Origin of the sequence: Paenibacillus dauci (assembly GCF_000971985.1) — a bacterium.
In the GTDB taxonomy this organism is placed as follows: Bacteria; Bacillota; Bacilli; order Paenibacillales; family Paenibacillaceae; genus Saccharibacillus; species Saccharibacillus dauci.
Genome location: NZ_LAQQ01000021.1, coordinates 1 through 18367, shown reverse-complemented (window position 1 = coordinate 18367; position 18367 = coordinate 1). Strand labels below are relative to the sequence as shown.

At 46.0% G+C, this 18367-nt stretch carries 14 protein-coding genes and 1 other RNA gene; 14 read left to right on the top strand and 1 reads right to left on the bottom strand.

The features are described 5' to 3' along the window. Positions 1-148: 148 nt before the first annotated feature. Entirely contained in the window at positions 149-2173 is a 2025-nt protein-coding gene (locus WH46_RS23065; RefSeq protein WP_046228506.1) for a putative bifunctional diguanylate cyclase/phosphodiesterase, read from the top strand. A gap of 53 nt (positions 2174-2226) precedes the next feature. Here WH46_RS23065 and WH46_RS23060 read toward each other — a convergent pair whose 3' ends face one another. Next, positions 2227-2874: a DNA-3-methyladenine glycosylase gene (locus WH46_RS23060; protein ID WP_046228505.1), complete on the bottom strand. Its 648-nt coding sequence runs from the start codon at positions 2872-2874 to the stop codon at positions 2227-2229. A gap of 212 nt (positions 2875-3086) precedes the next feature. On the opposite strand from WH46_RS23060, the gene speE reads away from it, so the two are divergent. From speE to recR, 13 genes are all read left to right on the top strand, one after another. Then, positions 3087-3917, top strand: coding sequence for a polyamine aminopropyltransferase (gene speE / locus WH46_RS23055; protein ID WP_017815728.1), 831 nt, complete (start codon positions 3087-3089; stop codon positions 3915-3917). A 288-nt stretch (positions 3918-4205) separates the two neighbouring features. Beyond that, positions 4206-4649: a YwiB family protein gene (locus WH46_RS23050; protein WP_026136423.1), complete on the top strand. Its 444-nt coding sequence runs from the start codon at positions 4206-4208 to the stop codon at positions 4647-4649. A gap of 85 nt (positions 4650-4734) precedes the next feature. Further along, on the top strand, positions 4735-6414 hold the full coding sequence (argS, locus tag WH46_RS23045; protein ID WP_046228504.1) for an arginine--tRNA ligase: 1680 nt from the start codon (positions 4735-4737) through the stop codon (positions 6412-6414). 216 nt (positions 6415-6630) lie between these two features. Further along, on the top strand, positions 6631-7203 hold the full coding sequence (rpoE, locus tag WH46_RS23040) for a DNA-directed RNA polymerase subunit delta (protein WP_017815725.1): 573 nt from the start codon (positions 6631-6633) through the stop codon (positions 7201-7203). Between the two features lie 475 nt (positions 7204-7678). Further along, complete coding sequence (locus WH46_RS23035; RefSeq protein ID WP_017815724.1) at positions 7679-9280, top strand: CTP synthase; 1602 nt, start codon at positions 7679-7681, stop codon at positions 9278-9280. A gap of 392 nt (positions 9281-9672) precedes the next feature. Then, positions 9673-10053, top strand: a complete 381-nt coding sequence (locus tag WH46_RS23030) for a response regulator (RefSeq protein ID WP_017815723.1) — start codon at positions 9673-9675, stop codon at positions 10051-10053. Between the two features lie 166 nt (positions 10054-10219). After that, the gene (gene fba, locus WH46_RS23025) at positions 10220-11074 is read left to right on the top strand and encodes a class II fructose-1,6-bisphosphate aldolase (RefSeq protein WP_017815722.1); all 855 of its coding nucleotides are present in this window, start codon (positions 10220-10222) and stop codon (positions 11072-11074) included. Between the two features lie 210 nt (positions 11075-11284). After that, positions 11285-12559: a UDP-N-acetylglucosamine 1-carboxyvinyltransferase gene (locus tag WH46_RS23020; protein ID WP_017815721.1), complete on the top strand. Its 1275-nt coding sequence runs from the start codon at positions 11285-11287 to the stop codon at positions 12557-12559. A 207-nt stretch (positions 12560-12766) separates the two neighbouring features. Beyond that, on the top strand, positions 12767-14128 hold the full coding sequence (gene rho / locus WH46_RS23015; protein WP_017815720.1) for a transcription termination factor Rho: 1362 nt from the start codon (positions 12767-12769) through the stop codon (positions 14126-14128). A 64-nt stretch (positions 14129-14192) separates the two neighbouring features. Then, an RNA gene (gene ffs, locus WH46_RS23720) (signal recognition particle sRNA large type) lies at positions 14193-14459 on the top strand. A gap of 208 nt (positions 14460-14667) precedes the next feature. Then, the gene (dnaX, locus tag WH46_RS23010; protein ID WP_046228503.1) at positions 14668-16398 is read left to right on the top strand and encodes a DNA polymerase III subunit gamma/tau; all 1731 of its coding nucleotides are present in this window, start codon (positions 14668-14670) and stop codon (positions 16396-16398) included. A gap of 40 nt (positions 16399-16438) precedes the next feature. Beyond that, positions 16439-16750: a YbaB/EbfC family nucleoid-associated protein gene (locus WH46_RS23005; RefSeq protein ID WP_017815718.1), complete on the top strand. Its 312-nt coding sequence runs from the start codon at positions 16439-16441 to the stop codon at positions 16748-16750. Positions 16751-16801: 51 nt separating this feature from the next. Further along, the gene (gene recR / locus WH46_RS23000; protein ID WP_017815717.1) at positions 16802-17398 is read left to right on the top strand and encodes a recombination mediator RecR; all 597 of its coding nucleotides are present in this window, start codon (positions 16802-16804) and stop codon (positions 17396-17398) included. The last annotated feature ends 969 nt before the right edge of the window (positions 17399-18367 follow it).

The window sequence follows — 18367 nt, the reverse complement described above, 5'->3', positions numbered from 1 at the left end:
TATATACTATACAGTTTAGTAAGTAAGCAGAAATGGAGAAGTAGCGGTATCCTTTGCAGAAATGTAATTCTGCTTTGTACCTAATGGCGGATTAGTTGTCCGCTTTGTTTGTATGGTTGTAATTGGAGTAAAGGAGGGTAGATGAACAATGGAATATATACACGCACACTATAATCCGTACATCGTGACGCTATCTGTTTTTATCGCTATTCTGGCTTCCTATATAGCGTTGAATATCGTTGGTAAGGTTGGCCAATCCACGGGCAGGAACAAAACCGTATGGATGAGTCTGGGCGCTTTTGTCATGGGCAGCGGTATCTGGTCCATGCATTTTATTGGGATGCTGGCTTTGGAGGCAGACCTCAGTATGAGCTATGATTTAAAAATGGTCGCTCTGTCTGCTGTATTTAGTATTCTGGCTTCGCTGATCGCTTTTTATGTGACATTGGAAGCAGTAACCCGTCTTTGGAAAATAAGTCTGGGTGGCGCGCTTATGGGAGCTGGAATTGTAGCTATGCACTATACAGGTATGGCAGCTCTGCATACAGCCGTAATGATTACGTATGATCCGGTCTATTGGCTGCTGTCGCTGGCTGCTGCCTTGATAGCTTCCTACGCCGCCTTGCTGTTGTTTCGCCGCTTTCGTAATCATCCGGGCTTCAGCACTTGGAAATTCTATAGTGCGATTGTGATGGGGCTCGCCATTTCCGGTATGCATTATGTAGGTATGGCAGCGGCCCAGTTTCATTATACACAGCAGGAATTGGAGGGAGCGCCTCCTGCAGGACAGATGCTTTTGATCTCTGCAGTAGCTATTGTAACCCTATTTATTCTGGCGGCTTCCTGGGCAGCGGTATTTGTGGAAAGGCATGTACTGGAACGTATGGCATATAGTGATCCGCTTACCGGTCTACCCAATCGTCATGGACTGCAGCGTTATTTTGCCAAGGAATTTACAGAGAAGACAGAAGGAGCCGTTTTATTTCTCGATCTGGACCGTTTTAAGTCCATTAATGATACGCTGGGTCATGATGTAGGAGATGAGCTGCTCGTAGAAGTATCCAAAAGGTTGCAGCAGTGCGTGAAAAACCAGGGAATCGTTTTCCGGCTTGGTGGTGACGAATTCCTGATCGCCTCCAGTACCGGCTCAGTGGATACGACGATTCAACTGGCCGAGTCGATTCTGGACTCGATCAAGCAGCCGTATCATCTGGCCAACAATCAGCTATTTATTACAGGTAGCATTGGTATCTCGCTTGTACCCCAGCATGGATTCGAACGGACTTTTCTGATGCGGGCTGCGGATACGGCAATGTATGTATCCAAGAATACGGGCAAGAACAAATACAGCATTTTTAGCGAAGATATGAATCAGCGCCAGATTCGCCGAATGGAGCTGGAAAAGGATCTGCGCAATGCACAGGAGCAGGAAGAATTCTTTATCGTGTATCAGCCCAAATGGGATTCCCAGCATAACCGGCTTACAGGTATGGAAGCACTGCTGCGCTGGAAGCATCCGCAACTGGGAATTGTATCTCCGGGCGAATTTATCCCCATTGCTGAAGAGACAGGGCTTATTATCCCAATGACAGACTGGATTCTGGAAAAGGTATGCGAGCAGAACAAGATCTGGCAGCAGATTGCAGGCATTCATATACCGATCTCGGTCAATATGTCAGCACGTATGTTTGAATGTTCCGCATTTCCTGAACGTATCGCCCAGATTCTGGCTGATACCGGTCTCGAGCCTCAATATCTGGAACTGGAGATCACGGAATCGATTGCTATGAATGGTATTGAAGGTACCGTTGACCAGCTGCAGCAGATTCAGCAGCAGGGCGTAGGAATTTCTCTGGATGATTTTGGTACAGGCTATTCTTCATTGGGCAGTCTGGACGAGATGCCGGTCGATATTATCAAAATCGATCAGGTATTTGTCCGTAACATTGATCATGCATCCAAGCAGTCGATTATTAGCACGATTATCGCTATCGCCTATAACCTGAATATGGAGATGGTTGCAGAAGGCGTAGAGACGGTTGAGCAGATTCAGTTTCTTCAATCCAAGGGCTGTTATATTATGCAGGGATATTATTACGGCAAACCTATGACCGTAGAACAGATGAATCAATGGCTGGAGCAATCAGCTGATCATATACCGCTGGCGGAGTAATGACTCCGTTCCAGCGGTTTTTTAAAATCATCTTACAGTACATTGATCGGCAATCACAAAATTGGTGGACGTTCGAGGATATAAGGAAGGGGAGTGTTATTTTTGGCAGAGATATATGGATGATTTTTGATATAGAAACGCCACGGTTTGGCTGCATACTCCTCGGCATAATCAATATTGATCCGCGGACCGGATTCGATATCGTAAAAGATATCCTCCGGTGTATCTTCCAGCCGCAGTGTTCCGCCACTTGCCAGTAGATGCAATCCGTTACACGATTTATCGATCGAGAGAGCCTGGCACAATTTGCCGGGGCCATTGGAGATGTTTTTGAGTTGACGCGTTGCAGCCGGACGGTGTTTGAGCATCAGCTGCTCATCCTTGGGCGTCAAGGGCTCAATTGCCCGAATCAGCACGGCTTGCGGATCATTCTCTTCACCGGTAACCACATTAAGACAATGATACATACCATAGATCAGATAAATGTAGGCATAACCGCCCTGCCGGAACATCATTTCCGTACGCGCAGTTCGGCGGTTACCGTAGGCATGACTGCCTTTGTCTTCAGCGCCACCGTAGCTCTCGGTCTCAATAATCCGGCAGCGGATCTCGCCATCTTCGGTGATTCTGCTGATAATTTTACCAAGTAGTCGCGGAGCGGCTTCGAGTGCTGTCAGCTGTACAATTTCGTGAACGTTCATTATAATCAGCTCCTTTGTAACGAATGAATAGAACGACAAATCCGGTGTCTATAATTACCGCGAAAATCCCTGCTTGTTCTTATAAAAGTCCTGCATTCCCAAGCTGCTCAAGTTCCTTTTGCAGTCCGGGATTATATCGCGTATAATGCGAAATGAATGATAAGGACTATCCCCTTGATTCAGTTGAATATACGCGAAAGAAGGTAATAAATATGGAATTATGGTATACCGAGAAACAAACGCCGGTTTTCGGCATTACAGCCAAAATCCGCGAGACTCTGGTAACAGAGAAAACTGATTTTCAAGATCTGGCAATGATCGATACCGAAGAGTTCGGACGCATGCTGGTGCTGGATGGCATGGTAATGACAACCGTCAAAGATGAGTTCGTTTATCATGAAATGGTCGCTCATCCTGCCCTGAACACGCACCCGAATCCGAAGCATGTACTCGTTGTCGGTGGCGGCGACGGTGGTGTAATCCGTGAAGTGCTGAAGCACCCGGGAGTAGAAAAAGCTGTTCTGGTTGAGATCGACGGCAAAGTAATCGAGTACTCCAAAAAGTACCTGCCAGAAATCGCTGGCGAACTGGATAATCCTCGTGTAGAAGTGATGGTAGCGGATGGTTACATGCACATCATCGAGAACAAAAATACGTATGATGTGATCATGGTTGATTCTACAGAGCCTGTAGGACCTGCAGCTCCACTGTTCGAAAAAGGATTCTATCAAGGAATCTACGAGACGCTCAAAGAAGACGGTATCTTCGTTGCTCAGACAGATAACCCGTGGTTCAAAGCGGATCTGATTCAGCAGGTCAACAAAGACGTAAAAGAAATCTTCCCGATCGTTCGTGTATACGGAGCCAACATTCCTACTTACCCGAGCGGACTGTGGACATTCACCATGGGAAGTAAAAAATACGATCCATTGGAAGTGGATGAAACCTCCATTCCGGAAATGGAAAGTAACAAATACTATACCCCACGCCTGCACAAAGCAGCATTTGCGCTGCCTAAGTTCGTCGAAGACCTGTGCAAGTAAAATAACAACAGACCTGTATATCCTGCGTTATCGCCGGGATATACAGGTTTTTTTGCGTAAATATTAATTGGGATCACTTACGCATCACTCTGGTATGATCCCTTTGGCCATATGAAATGAATGACAAATACCAAATCAGCAGAAACCTGCTATTTTTTGTCGGAAAAAGCGGCTTTCGCTTCAATATAATGGTACAATAGAAGGGACTGTGCTTATTGAATTTATCGTGAAAATGTTCTATATTCAACAAGCCAAGATGGAGTCATACCAAAAATGGAGCTGGGTTTTATGACAGAATCGAACGAGGTACATCTGACGCTGCGCAGTGACCAGAATGGGGAAAGCGTCATCACCCATTTTACCGGTCAGGCTTTTGAGAAAGGCAGCAGCATTTATATTCGCTATACCGAAACACCCGAATCCACACAGCAGGAAGTCCGTACAACAGTGAGGATCAGCAAGGATGAGATCAAGATTATGCGTCACGGCGGCGTAGAAGCGGAGCAGTCCTTCCGTCAGGGAGAACAGCTGACCGGATTTTACCGATCGCCTTTTACCCGTTTCGCCCTGATTACCCATACTTCATTGATTCATAACGAACTGAACGGATATATGGGTAAAGTCACCTGGGAATATGAACTGTATGTGCATGAACAGCTGAACGGTACATTCAAGGTCAGTCTGGACATACAGGCGGCTAAGGCCCCTACCGGTGATCGCCCCAACGCATAGACCGATAGCAATAATCTCCGGTAGCACAGCCAGTACCCGGAGAATTAATCTTATGAAGTGCAAGATACAGGAGGAACATTAGACAATGACAGTTAATCCATTGGAACAAAGCCGTAATTCCGTCAAGGAAGCCGTACATGCAGCTGTACTCGCAGCAGGTATTGTAGGTCCGGAAGAGATGCCGGAAGTTACGCTTGAAGTACCCAAAGACAAAAACCACGGCGATCTGGCCACTAATATTGCAATGCAGCTGACTCGTATTGCCAAGCAGAATCCGCGCATGCTGGCAGAAAGCATTATTGCCAACCTGAATCTGCAGCAGGGTGGTATTGAGCATGCCGAGATTGCAGGTCCGGGTTTTATCAACTTTACTCTCAACAAAAATTACCTGTATCCAGTCATCCAGGCCGTCCACGAGCAGGGTGACAAATACGGACGTACCAACAATGGCCAAGGCCGCAAGGTAGAGGTCGAATTTGTTAGTGCCAATCCGACAGGCAGCCTGCATCTGGGTCATGCCCGCGGCGCTGCATTCGGCGATTCCCTGTGCAACCTGCTTGATTTTGCCGGTTACCAGGTAACCCGGGAATACTACATCAATGATGCAGGTAATCAGGTATCCAATCTGAGCCTGTCTATTGAAGCTCGTTACCTGCAGGAACTGGGACAGGATGCACCTATGCCGGAAGACGGCTACCACGGTGAAGATATCCGCGGTTTCGCGAAAGAGCTGGTAGCTGAAAAAGGTGATAGTCTGCTGTCCATGTCTTCCAGTGAACGGACTTCCTTTTTCCGTGATTACGGTCTCAAAAAGGAAATGGAAAAAATCCAGCGTGACCTGGGAGACTTCCGTGTGAACTTTGACATCTGGTTCAGCGAGACGTCCCTGTATGAAAATGGTCAGGTACTCGATGCTCTGGGTGAACTGCGCGAGCGCGGCGAAGTGTACGAAGAAGAAGGCGCAACATGGCTGCGCACAACAGCTTATGGCGATGATAAGGACCGTGTACTGATCAAGAACGATGGTACCTATACGTATCTGACTCCCGATATCGCTTACCACAAAGACAAATACGGCCGCGGTTATGATCGTATGATCAATATCTGGGGAGCCGATCACCATGGCTACATTCCGCGTATGAAAGCAGCAATGCAGGCACTTGGTAATGATCCGGACAAATTGACCGTGCTGATTGCACAGATGGTCAGCCTGTTCCAGAACGGTGAAAAAGTGAAAATGTCCAAGCGTACCGGTAAAGCGGTAACGATGGAAGATCTGATGGCCGAAGTGGGCGTGGATGCAGTTCGTTATTTCTTTGCGATGCGCAGTATTGATTCCCATCTGGACTTTGACATGGATCTGGCGGTCTCTACATCCAATGAGAACCCGGTATTCTATGTGCAGTATGCGCATGCGCGGATTTGCAGTATTTTCCGTCAGGCTGAAGAGCAGGGGATTGCACTGCCGGAACTGTCCGAGATTGATTACACCCAGCTGACAACAGAGCACGAATATGCACTGTTGCAAAAACTCGGTGAGCTGCCACAGGAGATTTCACTGGCAGCGGACAACTTTGCGCCTCATCGCCTGATCCGCTACGTATATGAACTGGCATCCATGCTGCACAGCTACTACAAAGCAGAGCGTACCCTGACCGAAGATCAGCCGAAAACGCTGGCTCGTCTCGCCCTGCTGGATAGTGTGCGTATCGTTATTGCCAATGTACTGCGTCTGGTTGGCGTATCTGCACCGGACCGTATGTAAGCAGGCGGAATTAGCCGCTTTTATGTGCTTTACCCTACGATCATGGAGTATACCTGTTGTTTTTTGTAAAAAACTTGATTTTTACAGTTAAATAGGGTTTACTTAACTCAGCATTTTGTATAATGTATCGTAGAGCCTTTTCATTCCTATCCGTAGAATGTCGGGATAGAATCAAATAAGCAGACTGAAATTGGATCCGAGAGGAAGTGTCCGTAAGTGAGCACACCGCAAGAATTAAAGATCAATCCGGAGAAAGTGCATGAGATCCCTATGGTGGATCTGGCCTTTGCGGTATTGAAAAAAATTAATACACCTTTGTATTACCGTGACCTGATGAAGGAAGTTGCTGAACTGCGCGGTTATACGGAAGAGCAAATTAATGAATATATCGCCCAGCTGTATACCGAGCTGAATATTGATGGTCGTTTTGCCTGTGTAGGTACCAACCTGTGGGGCCTCAAGCGCTGGTATCCACTGGAGCGCGCTGAAGATCCGGTAGCGAACGCCAAACGTCCACGTATTATCAACGACGATAACGACGATGATGATATTGAAGATGATGAGTTCAATAACGAAGATGTAGCCGATACCAACGATGAAGATGATGAGATCGAAGATGACAACTACGACGATGTAGATGAAAACGACGATGACGATGAAGCGATCTTCTCCGAGGATGAAGAAGATAGTGAAGACCTGGTCATTGAAGACGAAGATGAGGACGAAGACTTCGACGAAGACGAGGAAAGCACCGAATTCAAAGAGGAAGACACGGACGAAGACCGTTAATCCCCTGACCTGCCCTTTATGTAGAGGGCAGGTTTTTTTTATAAGTAAATGCTATAAATGAATATCCAATGAACCGAATTAAGACATATCTATAAATGCCGTACAGGCGCTATGCAGTCCCGAAGACATCAAGGTAAATATCTATCCATCTTTCTCGGGATATGTCTTGACACAGCATTACAGAACAGAGTAAACTATTGCATGGGCTTATGAATCAAACTATAAATCAACATATATGCAGCGCATAATTTGCTGAAATAAATAAAGTGCCCCGTGGCTACGGGTGTCACTTTTTTTGTTTTTTTTGGGATATATCTCCCCCCTGAGCATCCTGATTGCGATAAAATATTACGATGGATCGATAAGCTGGTAGATGGTTTTGTATGGGTTCTGCTGGTTGTTATGAGAACCAAGTAGGGTTTATTGTGGTGAGATGCTGATTTGAATGTCTGGATAATAATTAGGAGGTTATATTGTGACAAAGTATATTTTTGTAACAGGTGGGGTTGTATCTTCACTGGGTAAAGGGATTACAGCTGCTTCACTGGGCAGACTGCTCAAAAACAGAGGTTTGAAAGTAACGATCCAGAAATTCGATCCTTACATTAACATAGACCCGGGAACAATGAGTCCTTATCAACACGGTGAGGTATTTGTAACGGATGATGGCGCCGAGACCGATCTGGATCTGGGACACTATGAGCGTTTTATCGATATTAACCTGTCCAAGAACAGTAACGTAACGACAGGTAAAGTATATTCTTCCGTTATCAGTAAAGAACGTCGCGGTGAATATCTGGGTGGTACAGTACAGGTTATCCCGCATATTACGAATGAAATCAAAGAACGCGTTTTCCGTGCTGGTCGCGAAGCGAATTCGGATGTTGTTATTACCGAGATTGGTGGTACGGTTGGTGATATCGAGAGCCTTCCATTCCTCGAAGCTATTCGTCAGATCAAGAGTGATGTAGGCCGCGACAATGTTATGTATATCCATGTAACACTGATCCCTTATATCAAAGCTGCAGGCGAAGTAAAAACCAAGCCAACCCAGCACAGTGTCAAAGAACTGCGCAGTATCGGTATCCAGCCTAACGTTATTGTATGTCGTACCGAATATGAGCTGTCCGAAGACATGAAAGCCAAGATCGCATTGTTCTGTGATATCGACGCCAACGCAGTTATCGAGTGTCGTGATGCATCTTCACTGTATGAAGTTCCATTGAACCTGCGTGAAGAAGGTCTGGACGATATCGTTGTGAATCATCTGAAACTGGATGCACCAGCTCCGGACATGACGGAATGGGAAGCACTGCTGAACCGTATTCAGCACCTGGAAAAAACCGTTGAAATCGCAATTGTCGGTAAATATGTAGCGTTGCATGATGCATATTTGAGTGTTGTAGAATCCCTGTCCCATGCTGGTTACCATGCCAATGCAGATGTAAAACTCCGCTGGGTGGATGCAGAAGAACTGACAGACGAGAATGTAGCTGAGAAGCTTGGCGGCATCGGCGGTATCCTCGTTCCTGGCGGCTTCGGCGATCGTGGTATTGAAGGCAAAATCAATGCAATCCGCTATGCTCGTGAGCAGAAGATTCCTTACTTCGGTATTTGCCTCGGTATGCAGGTATCTGTTATTGAGTATGCACGTGCATTTGCAGGTCTCGAAGGTGCGAACAGCTCCGAAATCAATCCGGCTACGCCTTATCCGGTTATCGACCTTCTGCCGGAACAAAAGGATATCGAAGATCTGGGCGGCACGATGCGTCTGGGACTGTATCCTTGTAAGCTGCAACCAGGTTCCCTGGCCATGGAATGCTATGGCGAAGAGCTGGTATACGAGCGTCACCGTCACCGGTACGAGTTCAACAACCAGTACCGCGAACAGATTGAAAAAGTCGGCATGAAAATCTCCGGTACTTCTCCGGACGGTCGATTGGTAGAGATCGTGGAAGTTCCTGATCATCCATGGTTCCTGGCTGTACAGTTCCATCCGGAATTTACATCCCGTCCGAACCGTCCACAGCCGTTGTTCCGTGAATTCGTCAAAGCTTCCATCGCTCATCAATCATAAGACATAAGAGCGTCGGGTTTAAGATTATACGTTTAATTTTTATTTTTGGCAACCACCTGTATCTTGAAGAAGATGCAGGTGGTTTTTTTGTATAATGAAACTGCATGAATAGATATACGGTAAACAGGCTGTTGACATATATCCTTTTCATACTTAGTCATTAAGAAGCTTCGGTAAATGCATATCAGGCATATTTTGTCGTAGTATGCACTGTCTTTTTCGCAATGATGCAGGATTTACGCGAAAAAAAGCGAAAGTGTATATTATGTTATTCAAAGTAAGGATTTACATTTCAATCCAAACAGAATCATTGTAGCTCGTCATCGTTCTGAATAGTGGATCAATGTACCAACAGGAGAACCGATCAGCACAGACGAAGGGAAAGGTGACACATGGAACAGAAAAAAATATTAATTGTCGATGATCAAAATGGAATTCGGATATTGCTAGTTGAATTATTCAGTAATGAGGGCTATCAGATGTTCCAGGCAGCCAATGGCAAGGCGGCGCTGGAAGTGGTAGAACAGGAGGTTCCCGACCTCGTACTGCTGGATATGAAAATACCTGGTATGGATGGGCTGGAGATTCTTCGTCATATCAAGTCTACACATCCGCAGATTCATGTCATTATGATGACTGCCTACGGCGAGCTGGATATTATCCAGAAAGCCAAGGATCTGGGAGCGATTGGACATTTTACCAAGCCATTCGATATTGACGATATGCGTAAGGCAGTTGACCAGTGTCTTCGCGGCACAAGTGTGGATCAATAAGCCTGTATTATGGCTGCAAACCATTTGATTTGAATGTGCGAAGGCGCATATCTCTTTTCAAATTGCTTGTTTAGTATTTGAAGTGGGTTATGTTATAATAGGCACGTATGCAGTAGCGGCTTACACATTCTGGGACATACCCAACATTTTTGAGGAGGATGTCATTATGCCATTAGTATCTATGACAGACATGTTAAACAAAGCGCTCGAAGGTAAATACGCAGTTGGTCAATACAACATCAATAACCTGGAGTGGACACAAGCGATTCTGGGTGCAGCGGAAGAAGAAAAATCACCAGTAATCCTGGGTGTATCCGAAGGTGCAGCACGTCACATGGGCGGATTCACTACTGTTGTCAAAATGGTAGAAGGTCTGCTTCACGATATGAAAATTACAGTTCCAGTAGCCATTCACCTGGACCACGGTTCTAGCTTTGACAAATGTAAAGAAGCGATTGATGCTGGCTTTACTTCCGTTATGATCGACGGTTCCCATCACCCAATCGATGAGAACATCGAAATGACGAAAAAAGTAGTTGAATATGCACACGCTAAAGGCGTTTCCGTAGAAGCTGAAGTTGGTACTGTAGGCGGACAGGAAGACGACGTTATCGGCGGTATCATGTACGCTGACCTGGAAGAGTGCACACGCATCGTTAAAGAAACAGGTATCGATACACTGGCACCAGCACTGGGTTCCGTACACGGTCCTTACCATGGTGAGCCTAACCTGGGCTTCAAAGAAATGGAAGAAATTCGTGACGCGGTTAAACTGCCACTCGTACTGCACGGTGGTACTGGTATCCCTAAACACGATATCGACAAAGCGATCTCCCTGGGTACTTCCAAAATCAACGTGAATACCGAGAACCAGATCGAATTTGCAAAAGCGGTTCGCAAAGTACTGGCTGACAAACCAGAAGCTTACGATCCACGTACTTTCATCGTTCCAGGTCGCGATGCAATCAAACAAACCGTTATCGGTAAAATCCGCGAGTTTGGTACAAGCAACAAAGCGTAATTGGCTTTTTGAATAGGCGTAGTGTATATTACAGTATGCAGAAGTTAAAACAGAATGAACCGGAACTTTTCCAGCTGGAGAAGGTCTAATTAAATAGGTTGTTATGGAGAGCACACCGCTGAGCCGGTGTCTTTCCATTTTAACCGCCAAAAAATCAACAGCACGTGTCGTTTTATCGGCTGCAAAACACGTAGGGGGATACTAAGCTTTATGGAAAAATTGATGATCAGTGGCGGACGTCCGCTGCAGGGAACTATCACCATCAGTGGTGCAAAAAACAGTGCCATTGCGCTTATTCCTGCGGCATTGCTCGCCGAGTCAGAAGTCGTGCTGGATAACTTGCCCCTTCTGAGCGATGTGGCAGTTTATGCGGAAATTCTCGAGAATCTGGGTGCGAGCGTAAGCTGGCATGAGCTAGAGAACCAGATGCGTATTGATCCAAGCAGTGTCAGATCTATTCCAATGCCCAACGGACCTGTCAAAAAGCTGCGGGCATCCTATTATATGATGGGTGCATTACTTGGACGTTTTGGAGAAGCAACGATCGGCTTGCCGGGCGGCTGCAACTTTGAACCAAGACCTATCGATCAGCATATCAAAGGCTTTGAAGCACTTGGTGCAACGGTTACCAACGAACATGGTTCGATTCATTTATATGCCAAAGAGCTCCGTGGAGCCAAAATCTATCTGGACGTAGCCAGTGTGGGTGCGACCATTAACATTATGCTGGCGGCAGCAAGAGCCAAAGGCCATACAATTATCGAAAACGCGGCGAAAGAGCCTGAGATTATAGATGTAGCAACATTACTGAATGCCATGGGCGCAAGTATCAAGGGCGCAGGTACAGAGACGATCCGTATTGAGGGCGTTTCCGAAATGCATGGTTGTCGACATTCCATTATTCCTGACCGTATTCAGGCAGGTACGTATATGATCGCTGCAGCGGCAACGCGCGGTGATGTTCTGATTGACAATGTTATTCCCAAGCATCTGGAAGCAGTAACAGCCAAACTGCTGGAAATGGGTGTACATGTCGACGAACTAGATGAGGGTATCCGTGTTCTCGGCAAGGCTTCCTACAACCACGTAGATGTCAAGGCTCTTACGTATCCAGGTTTTGCTACGGATCTTCAATCTCCGATGACCAGTCTGCTGACACAGGCGCAGGGAGTTAGTGTATTAAGTGACTTCGTCTACAGCAGCCGGTTCAAGCATGTGCCAGAGCTGGCGCGTATGGGTGCCAAGATCAAGGTGGAAGGCCGTTCGGCTATTATTGAAGGCGGCGAACTGAATGCAGCCAAAGTCAAGGCGATGGATCTGCGTGCAGGTGCAGCGCTGGTGATTGCCGGTCTGACTGTTGGCGAAGGCGTAACCGAAGTATCCGGTGTAGAGTTTATCGATCGTGGTTATGACCACATTGTAGATAACCTGCGTAACCTGGGTGCCAATGTATGGAGAGAGACGCTGGAAACGCGTACTCTTTAATTTGATTGTCCCTCTTACAGGGAGGAGAATTCACTTGTATTTCCCAAAATACATACCTCTTGAATATCTCCTCCCAAAATGGGTAATGCTATCCTATGAATGAATTTGGAAGTATCCACTCCGTATAATTCAATCTTCTGATTATTCCCAACATTATTCTATCGGTTGTCTCAACACTCTCTATAAAATTGAATAGGTGGTTATTGTATGGATTTACAAATTTCCGATTTGGAAGAAATGAAGCTGACCGACTTATACAAACTGGCCAAGCAATACCAGATTCCGTATTATGGACAGCTCAAAAAAAAGGAATTGATCTTTGCAATTCTACGTGCGCAGGCTGAACGCAGTGGACTGATGTTCATGCAGGGCGTACTTGAAATACTGCCAGAAGGATATGGATTCCTGCGGCCGATTAACTATTTGCCAAGTGCAGAAGATATTTATATTTCGGCTTCACAGATTCGCAAATTCGATCTGCGTACCGGTGATCTCGTATCCGGTAAATGCCGTGCTCCCAAAGAAAACGAACGTTATTTCGGACTTCTTCAGGTAAACGCCGTCAATGGTGTTAGTCCGGAACAGGCAGCAGAACGTCTTCATTTCCCTGCGCTGACTCCTCTTTACCCACAAAAGAAGCTGGTTCTTGAGACAGCTCCCAACAAACTCTCTACACGGATCATGGATGTACTGGCTCCAGTCGGACTGGGACAGCGTGGTCTGATCGTAGCACCTCCCAAAGCCGGTAAAACACTCCTGCTCAAAGAAATCGCGAACAGCATCTCAACGAACAACCCGGAGATTGAGCTTTTTGTGCTGCTTATTGATGAGCGTCCGGAGGAAGTTACGGATATGCAGCGTTCTGTCAAAGGTGAAGTTATTGCTTCCACATTTGACGAACTGCCCGAGAATCATATCAAAGTAGCGGAACTGGTACTAGAACGTGCACTGCGTCTTGTAGAGCACAAAAAGGATGTTGTTATCCTGATGGACAGTATCACTCGTCTGGCACGTGCATACAATCTGGTTATTCCACCATCTGGTCGTACACTCAGTGGCGGTATCGATCCGGCAGCATTCCATCGTCCAAAGCGCTTTTTCGGTTCTGCGCGTAATGTGGAGGAAGGCGGCAGTCTGACGATTCTGGCTACGGCACTGATCGACACCGGTTCCCGTATGGATGATATTATCTACGAAGAATTCAAAGGTACCGGTAACATGGAACTGCATCTGGATCGCAAACTGTCCGAGCGTCGTATTTTCCCGGCAATCGATATTCGTCGTTCCGGTACGCGCCGTGAAGAAGATTTGCTTGCCAAGGAAGAACTGGATACGATCTGGCATATCCGTAAAAATATGAACGACAGCCAGGACTTTGTAGAAGGTTTCCTCAAAAAGCTGCGCAATTCTAAGACCAATCAGGAGTTCCTTGCTACATTTGATACCCGGGAAGATAGCAAAAACGGCAGTTCCGGTACCAAGAAACCATCTACATCTTCCAGCACTGGCTCTGGCAGTACAGGCAGACGTACGACCCGTTCTACTACGGCTTCCGCGACAACCAATTGACCTGGCAAAACATATCTAATGGATAGTTGCATTGTCTACGTGTGTCAGGTATAATTACTTAATGCCGTGCTAGATGGGGAGGTAGCGGTGCCCTATAACTCGCAATCCGCTATAGCGAGATTGAATTCCTGTCCTAGGTATTGTCGATGTAAGGCAGGTATCTGAGCGCAGTGTTGACGGATGGGTCCTTCGCAAGGAACACCTGTGAACCTGGTCAGGTCCGGAAGGAAGCAGCCATAAGCAGTTTCGTTCTTGTGCCGAGGGAGTGCCTACCCTGAGCTGTCGCTCAGAAGAACCGCTTGGATCGCAATTATCGAAGACAGGTGCACGGTATATAACTAAGCTATTCATAACACCTTTTGCGTACTGCAACAGGTGTTTTTTGTTTGTGAAATTAGGGTGTGCAGGTTTTGCTTGATGCTGATTTATAGTATAATTAAAGGTAAGTTCTTTTGTTTTATAACATTATTTTTATGCCAGATCATCTTTGACAAGTAGTGAAGTCAAAGGTAGCCATATACAAGAAAGAGGGTAAGCAAGTGGAACATATCGCACTTTATCGTGCTTGGCGGCCGCAGTCGTTTCAGGACATGGTAGGACAGCAGCATATCATTCAGACACTGCAGAATGCCATTCGGGAAGAGCGTATTTCACATGCCTATCTGTTTAATGGTCCCAGAGGTACGGGCAAGACATCTGCCGCCAAAATACTGGCCAAAGCAATCAACTGCGAAAAAGGCCCGGCTATTGAGCCTTGTAATGAATGTGAGACCTGTAAACGGATCACTTCAGGCAATATTATGGACGTACTGGAGATTGACGCTGCCTCCAACCGGGGTGTAGAAGAAATACGGGATCTTAGAGAAAAGGTAAAGTATGCGCCTACCGAAGTCCGGCGCAAAGTATATATTATAGATGAAGTCCACATGCTGACGACGGAAGCGTTCAATGCGCTGCTCAAGACACTGGAAGAACCGCCAGGCCATGTGGTATTTATATTGGCAACAACAGAGCCTCATCGTCTACCAGCGACGATTATTTCACGCTGTCAGCGGTTTGACTTCCGCCGGGTATCGTTGCAAGAGCAGACCGAACGTCTGCAGCTGATCTCCGAGCAGGAAGGTCTGGAGTCGGAGCGGGATGCCCTGGAGTATATCGCTCGACTGTCCGATGGAGGAATGCGGGATGCACTGAGTATACTGGATCAGGTGTCTTCGTTTACTGAAGGCAAGATCACCTATCCGCAGGTACTCCAGATGACCGGCGGCATTGCCTCGGAGCAGTTTGCCGAATTAGCTTCGGCATTATTGCAGAATGATGTAGGCAAGGTACTGCATATGGTAGAATCATTTATGCAGGAAGGCAAAAGCGCAGAGAAATGCATGGAGAATCTGCTATACTATTTCCGTGATGTGCTGATGATCAAGATGATTCCGCAGGCTGGTGACCTGACAGAACGCATGCTGAACCCTGAAAATTTCCGGGAGACAGCGGCTGCTTTTACCAAAGAACAGCTGTTTGCCATGATCGATACGCTGAATCACTATCAGACGGAGATGAAATATGCTACGCAGCCACAGATGCTGTTTGAAGTGGCGCTGCTCAAGCTGAGTAGTATACCGGGTGGTAATGCTTCTGAGAATTCAGCTGGAGTAGTCACCACTAGTGGGGGCTCGGCAGATGCCGGCGAGATTCGGCAGCTCAAGCAGCAGTTGGCAGCCTTGGAGCAAAAGCTGGATCAAGCGCTCAAATCGGGTATCTCTACTGGAGGAGAAGCTGCTTCCAGCAATACTGGCAGACGGGCACCGGCTCCGAGAATATCTGCTGCTGCCAAGATTCCATCGCAAATGCCACATTATGTCTCCAACCGTAATCATGAGGACTTTGCCAAAATCTCCGGTTCGTGGAGCAAAGTGCTGCAGCGTGTCAAGGAAGTTAAGGTTACCATCCATGCCTGGTTTGTAAACTGTGACCCTGTATCCTTCCACGAAGATGCTGTTTTGGTAGCCTTCAAACATGATATGCACCGGGAGACGATCGAGAAGTCTGCCAACAAGCAGGTTATCGAATCAGTATTAAATGAAATACTGGGCGGTTCTTATCGTCTCGTAACGATGATGCAAAAAGACTGGATGGACGCTATTGAAGGAACAAGCGAGCAGCCTGGTGAAGAACTCAAGCTTGAACATGAGGAAGCAGCCAATAGTGATGCTCTAGTGGATGAAGCTATTCAGCTGTTTGGCGAGGAACTTGTTGTAATCAAGGAATAATGATAGATACACTTATACTTTATTAGAGGAGATGATTGGAATGGGTAACATGAATCAAATGATGAAGCAAGTGAAGAAAATGCAGGAGCAAATGCTGAAAGCACAGGAAGAACTGGGCTCCAAAACCGTATCGGGTACTGCTGGTGGCGGTGTAGTCTCTGTTGAAGTCAACGGACACAAAAAAATTATATCTATTAACATCAAGCCAGAAGCTGTAGATCCGGATGATGTAGAAATGCTGCAGGATCTGGTACTGACAGCAGTTAACGATGCAATGAGCAAAGCAGAAGAGCTGGCAAACCAGGATATGGGTAAATTCACAGGCGGAATGAAGATTCCTGGCCTGTTCTAAAATAACAGATCGGCATTAGCCAAATGACCGGTCTCAAAGGAGATCGCTGTATTGTATTATCCCGAACCGATTGCTAAATTGATAGATGCTTTTACGCACTTGCCGGGAGTAGGGCCGAAGACAGCCGGTCGGCTTGCCTTTCACGTTCTTCGTATGAAAGAGGATGACGTGATCGATTTTGCCAAAGCACTGGTCAATGTGAAGCGGAATCTTCACTATTGTTCCGTATGTGGCAATATTACCGATGCAGATCCATGCCGGATCTGTCAGGACAAAACGAGAGATGCTTCTGTGATTTGCGTGGTACAGGAACCCAAGGATCTGGTCGCAATGGAGCGTACCCGTGAATTTGATGGCTACTACCATGTACTGCATGGCGCTATTTCACCGATTGAGGGTATAGGGCCTGACGAGATTAAACTCAAAGAACTGCTGAATCGTCTGAGTGATGAACGGGTACAGGAGCTAATTTTGGCAACCAATCCGAATATTGAAGGCGAAGCAACAGCGATGTATATTTCGCGTCTGGTGAAGCCGTTTAATCTCAAAGTAACCCGTATTGCTCATGGACTGCCAGTCGGCGGGGATCTGGAATATGCAGATGAGGTTACACTGTCCAAAGCACTGGAAGGGCGCAGAGAACTATAATCTTTTTTATATACCTATGAAGTCTTTCGAAAAAAGGCATCTGTTCACCCATAAATGGGAAACGGATGCCTTTTTTTATGATATAGGGCTAATAGAGTCTGTCTATTATTAGCTACGGGATACTGTATTAGCTAGTCCAGACTACCGAAGTTGCCCATAACCTCAATGGATTGATTCATTTCAGTCATTTGCTGGACTTGTCAGTGATAATTATAGGAGTAGTAGAGCTAATTGGAGTGAAAAGGAAATAAAGCTACTTGATCAAGCATCACCGAGTCAAAAAGTAGGTCGGTAGATTACCAAATATCTTCCTATGAAAGAGATCCGCAGCCTGCGCTGTGTGTAAATGATGCGAACACATGAGTGAGTGGCGAAATACAGAAAGAAGAACTCTGTTTTTGTTCCTCTTTAGCATCATATATTGTAAGAAAGCAATGCAGCATCCTTTATCGTACTCAAACATCCATCAGCGATTTAGTTTGATCGATAGAGTGTATAAATGCTCTGTTATGATACAAAGAGTAAGAAAGTATGAAGCAGGCAAACCATGTTAAATCGACCACCAAATCTAAAAAAACAGAAATATTGAATACCTAGTTGACTTCTATAAAAAAACCATGATATATTAAGCAACGGTCATTATTTTAATGGCTAACAGTCAATACTCATAGAAATAAGAGCCAACAAAATTATTTCAAAAAAAGTGTTGACGAAAATAAACTCACATGATATATTATAAAAGTTGTCACGAACGAGTGACAATGAAAGATAAAGTATCATGAGAGTCACATCAGCAAGTTACACATTAAGAAAAACTTCTTAAAAAAGTGCTTGCTAAATGAAAACGAACATGATATGATATAAGAGTTGCTGCGAGAGATACAGCGGTAAAGAAAAAGACTTTGATCTTTGAAAACTGAACAACGAGTGAGTGAAGAACTTCGGTTCTTCAAAATATAGAGAACAGCA

Bases quoted from the DNA above. Each gene is read 5' to 3' on its own strand.
- rho (WP_017815720.1), top strand. From the start codon at position 12,767: ATGGATTTACAAATTTCCGATTTGGAAGAAATGAAGCTGACCGACTTA.
- WH46_RS23050 (WP_026136423.1), top strand. From the start codon at position 4,206: ATGACAGAATCGAACGAGGTACATCTGACGCTGCGCAGTGACCAGAAT.
- WH46_RS23005 (WP_017815718.1), top strand. From the start codon at position 16,439: ATGGGTAACATGAATCAAATGATGAAGCAAGTGAAGAAAATGCAGGAG.
- WH46_RS23030 (WP_017815723.1), top strand. From the start codon at position 9,673: ATGGAACAGAAAAAAATATTAATTGTCGATGATCAAAATGGAATTCGG.
- argS (WP_046228504.1), top strand. From the start codon at position 4,735: ATGACAGTTAATCCATTGGAACAAAGCCGTAATTCCGTCAAGGAAGCC.
- fba (WP_017815722.1), top strand. From the start codon at position 10,220: ATGCCATTAGTATCTATGACAGACATGTTAAACAAAGCGCTCGAAGGT.
- WH46_RS23020 (WP_017815721.1), top strand. From the start codon at position 11,285: ATGGAAAAATTGATGATCAGTGGCGGACGTCCGCTGCAGGGAACTATC.
- WH46_RS23065 (WP_046228506.1), top strand. From the start codon at position 149: ATGGAATATATACACGCACACTATAATCCGTACATCGTGACGCTATCT.
- speE (WP_017815728.1), top strand. From the start codon at position 3,087: ATGGAATTATGGTATACCGAGAAACAAACGCCGGTTTTCGGCATTACA.
- WH46_RS23060 (WP_046228505.1), bottom strand. From the start codon at position 2,874: ATGAACGTTCACGAAATTGTACAGCTGACAGCACTCGAAGCCGCTCCG.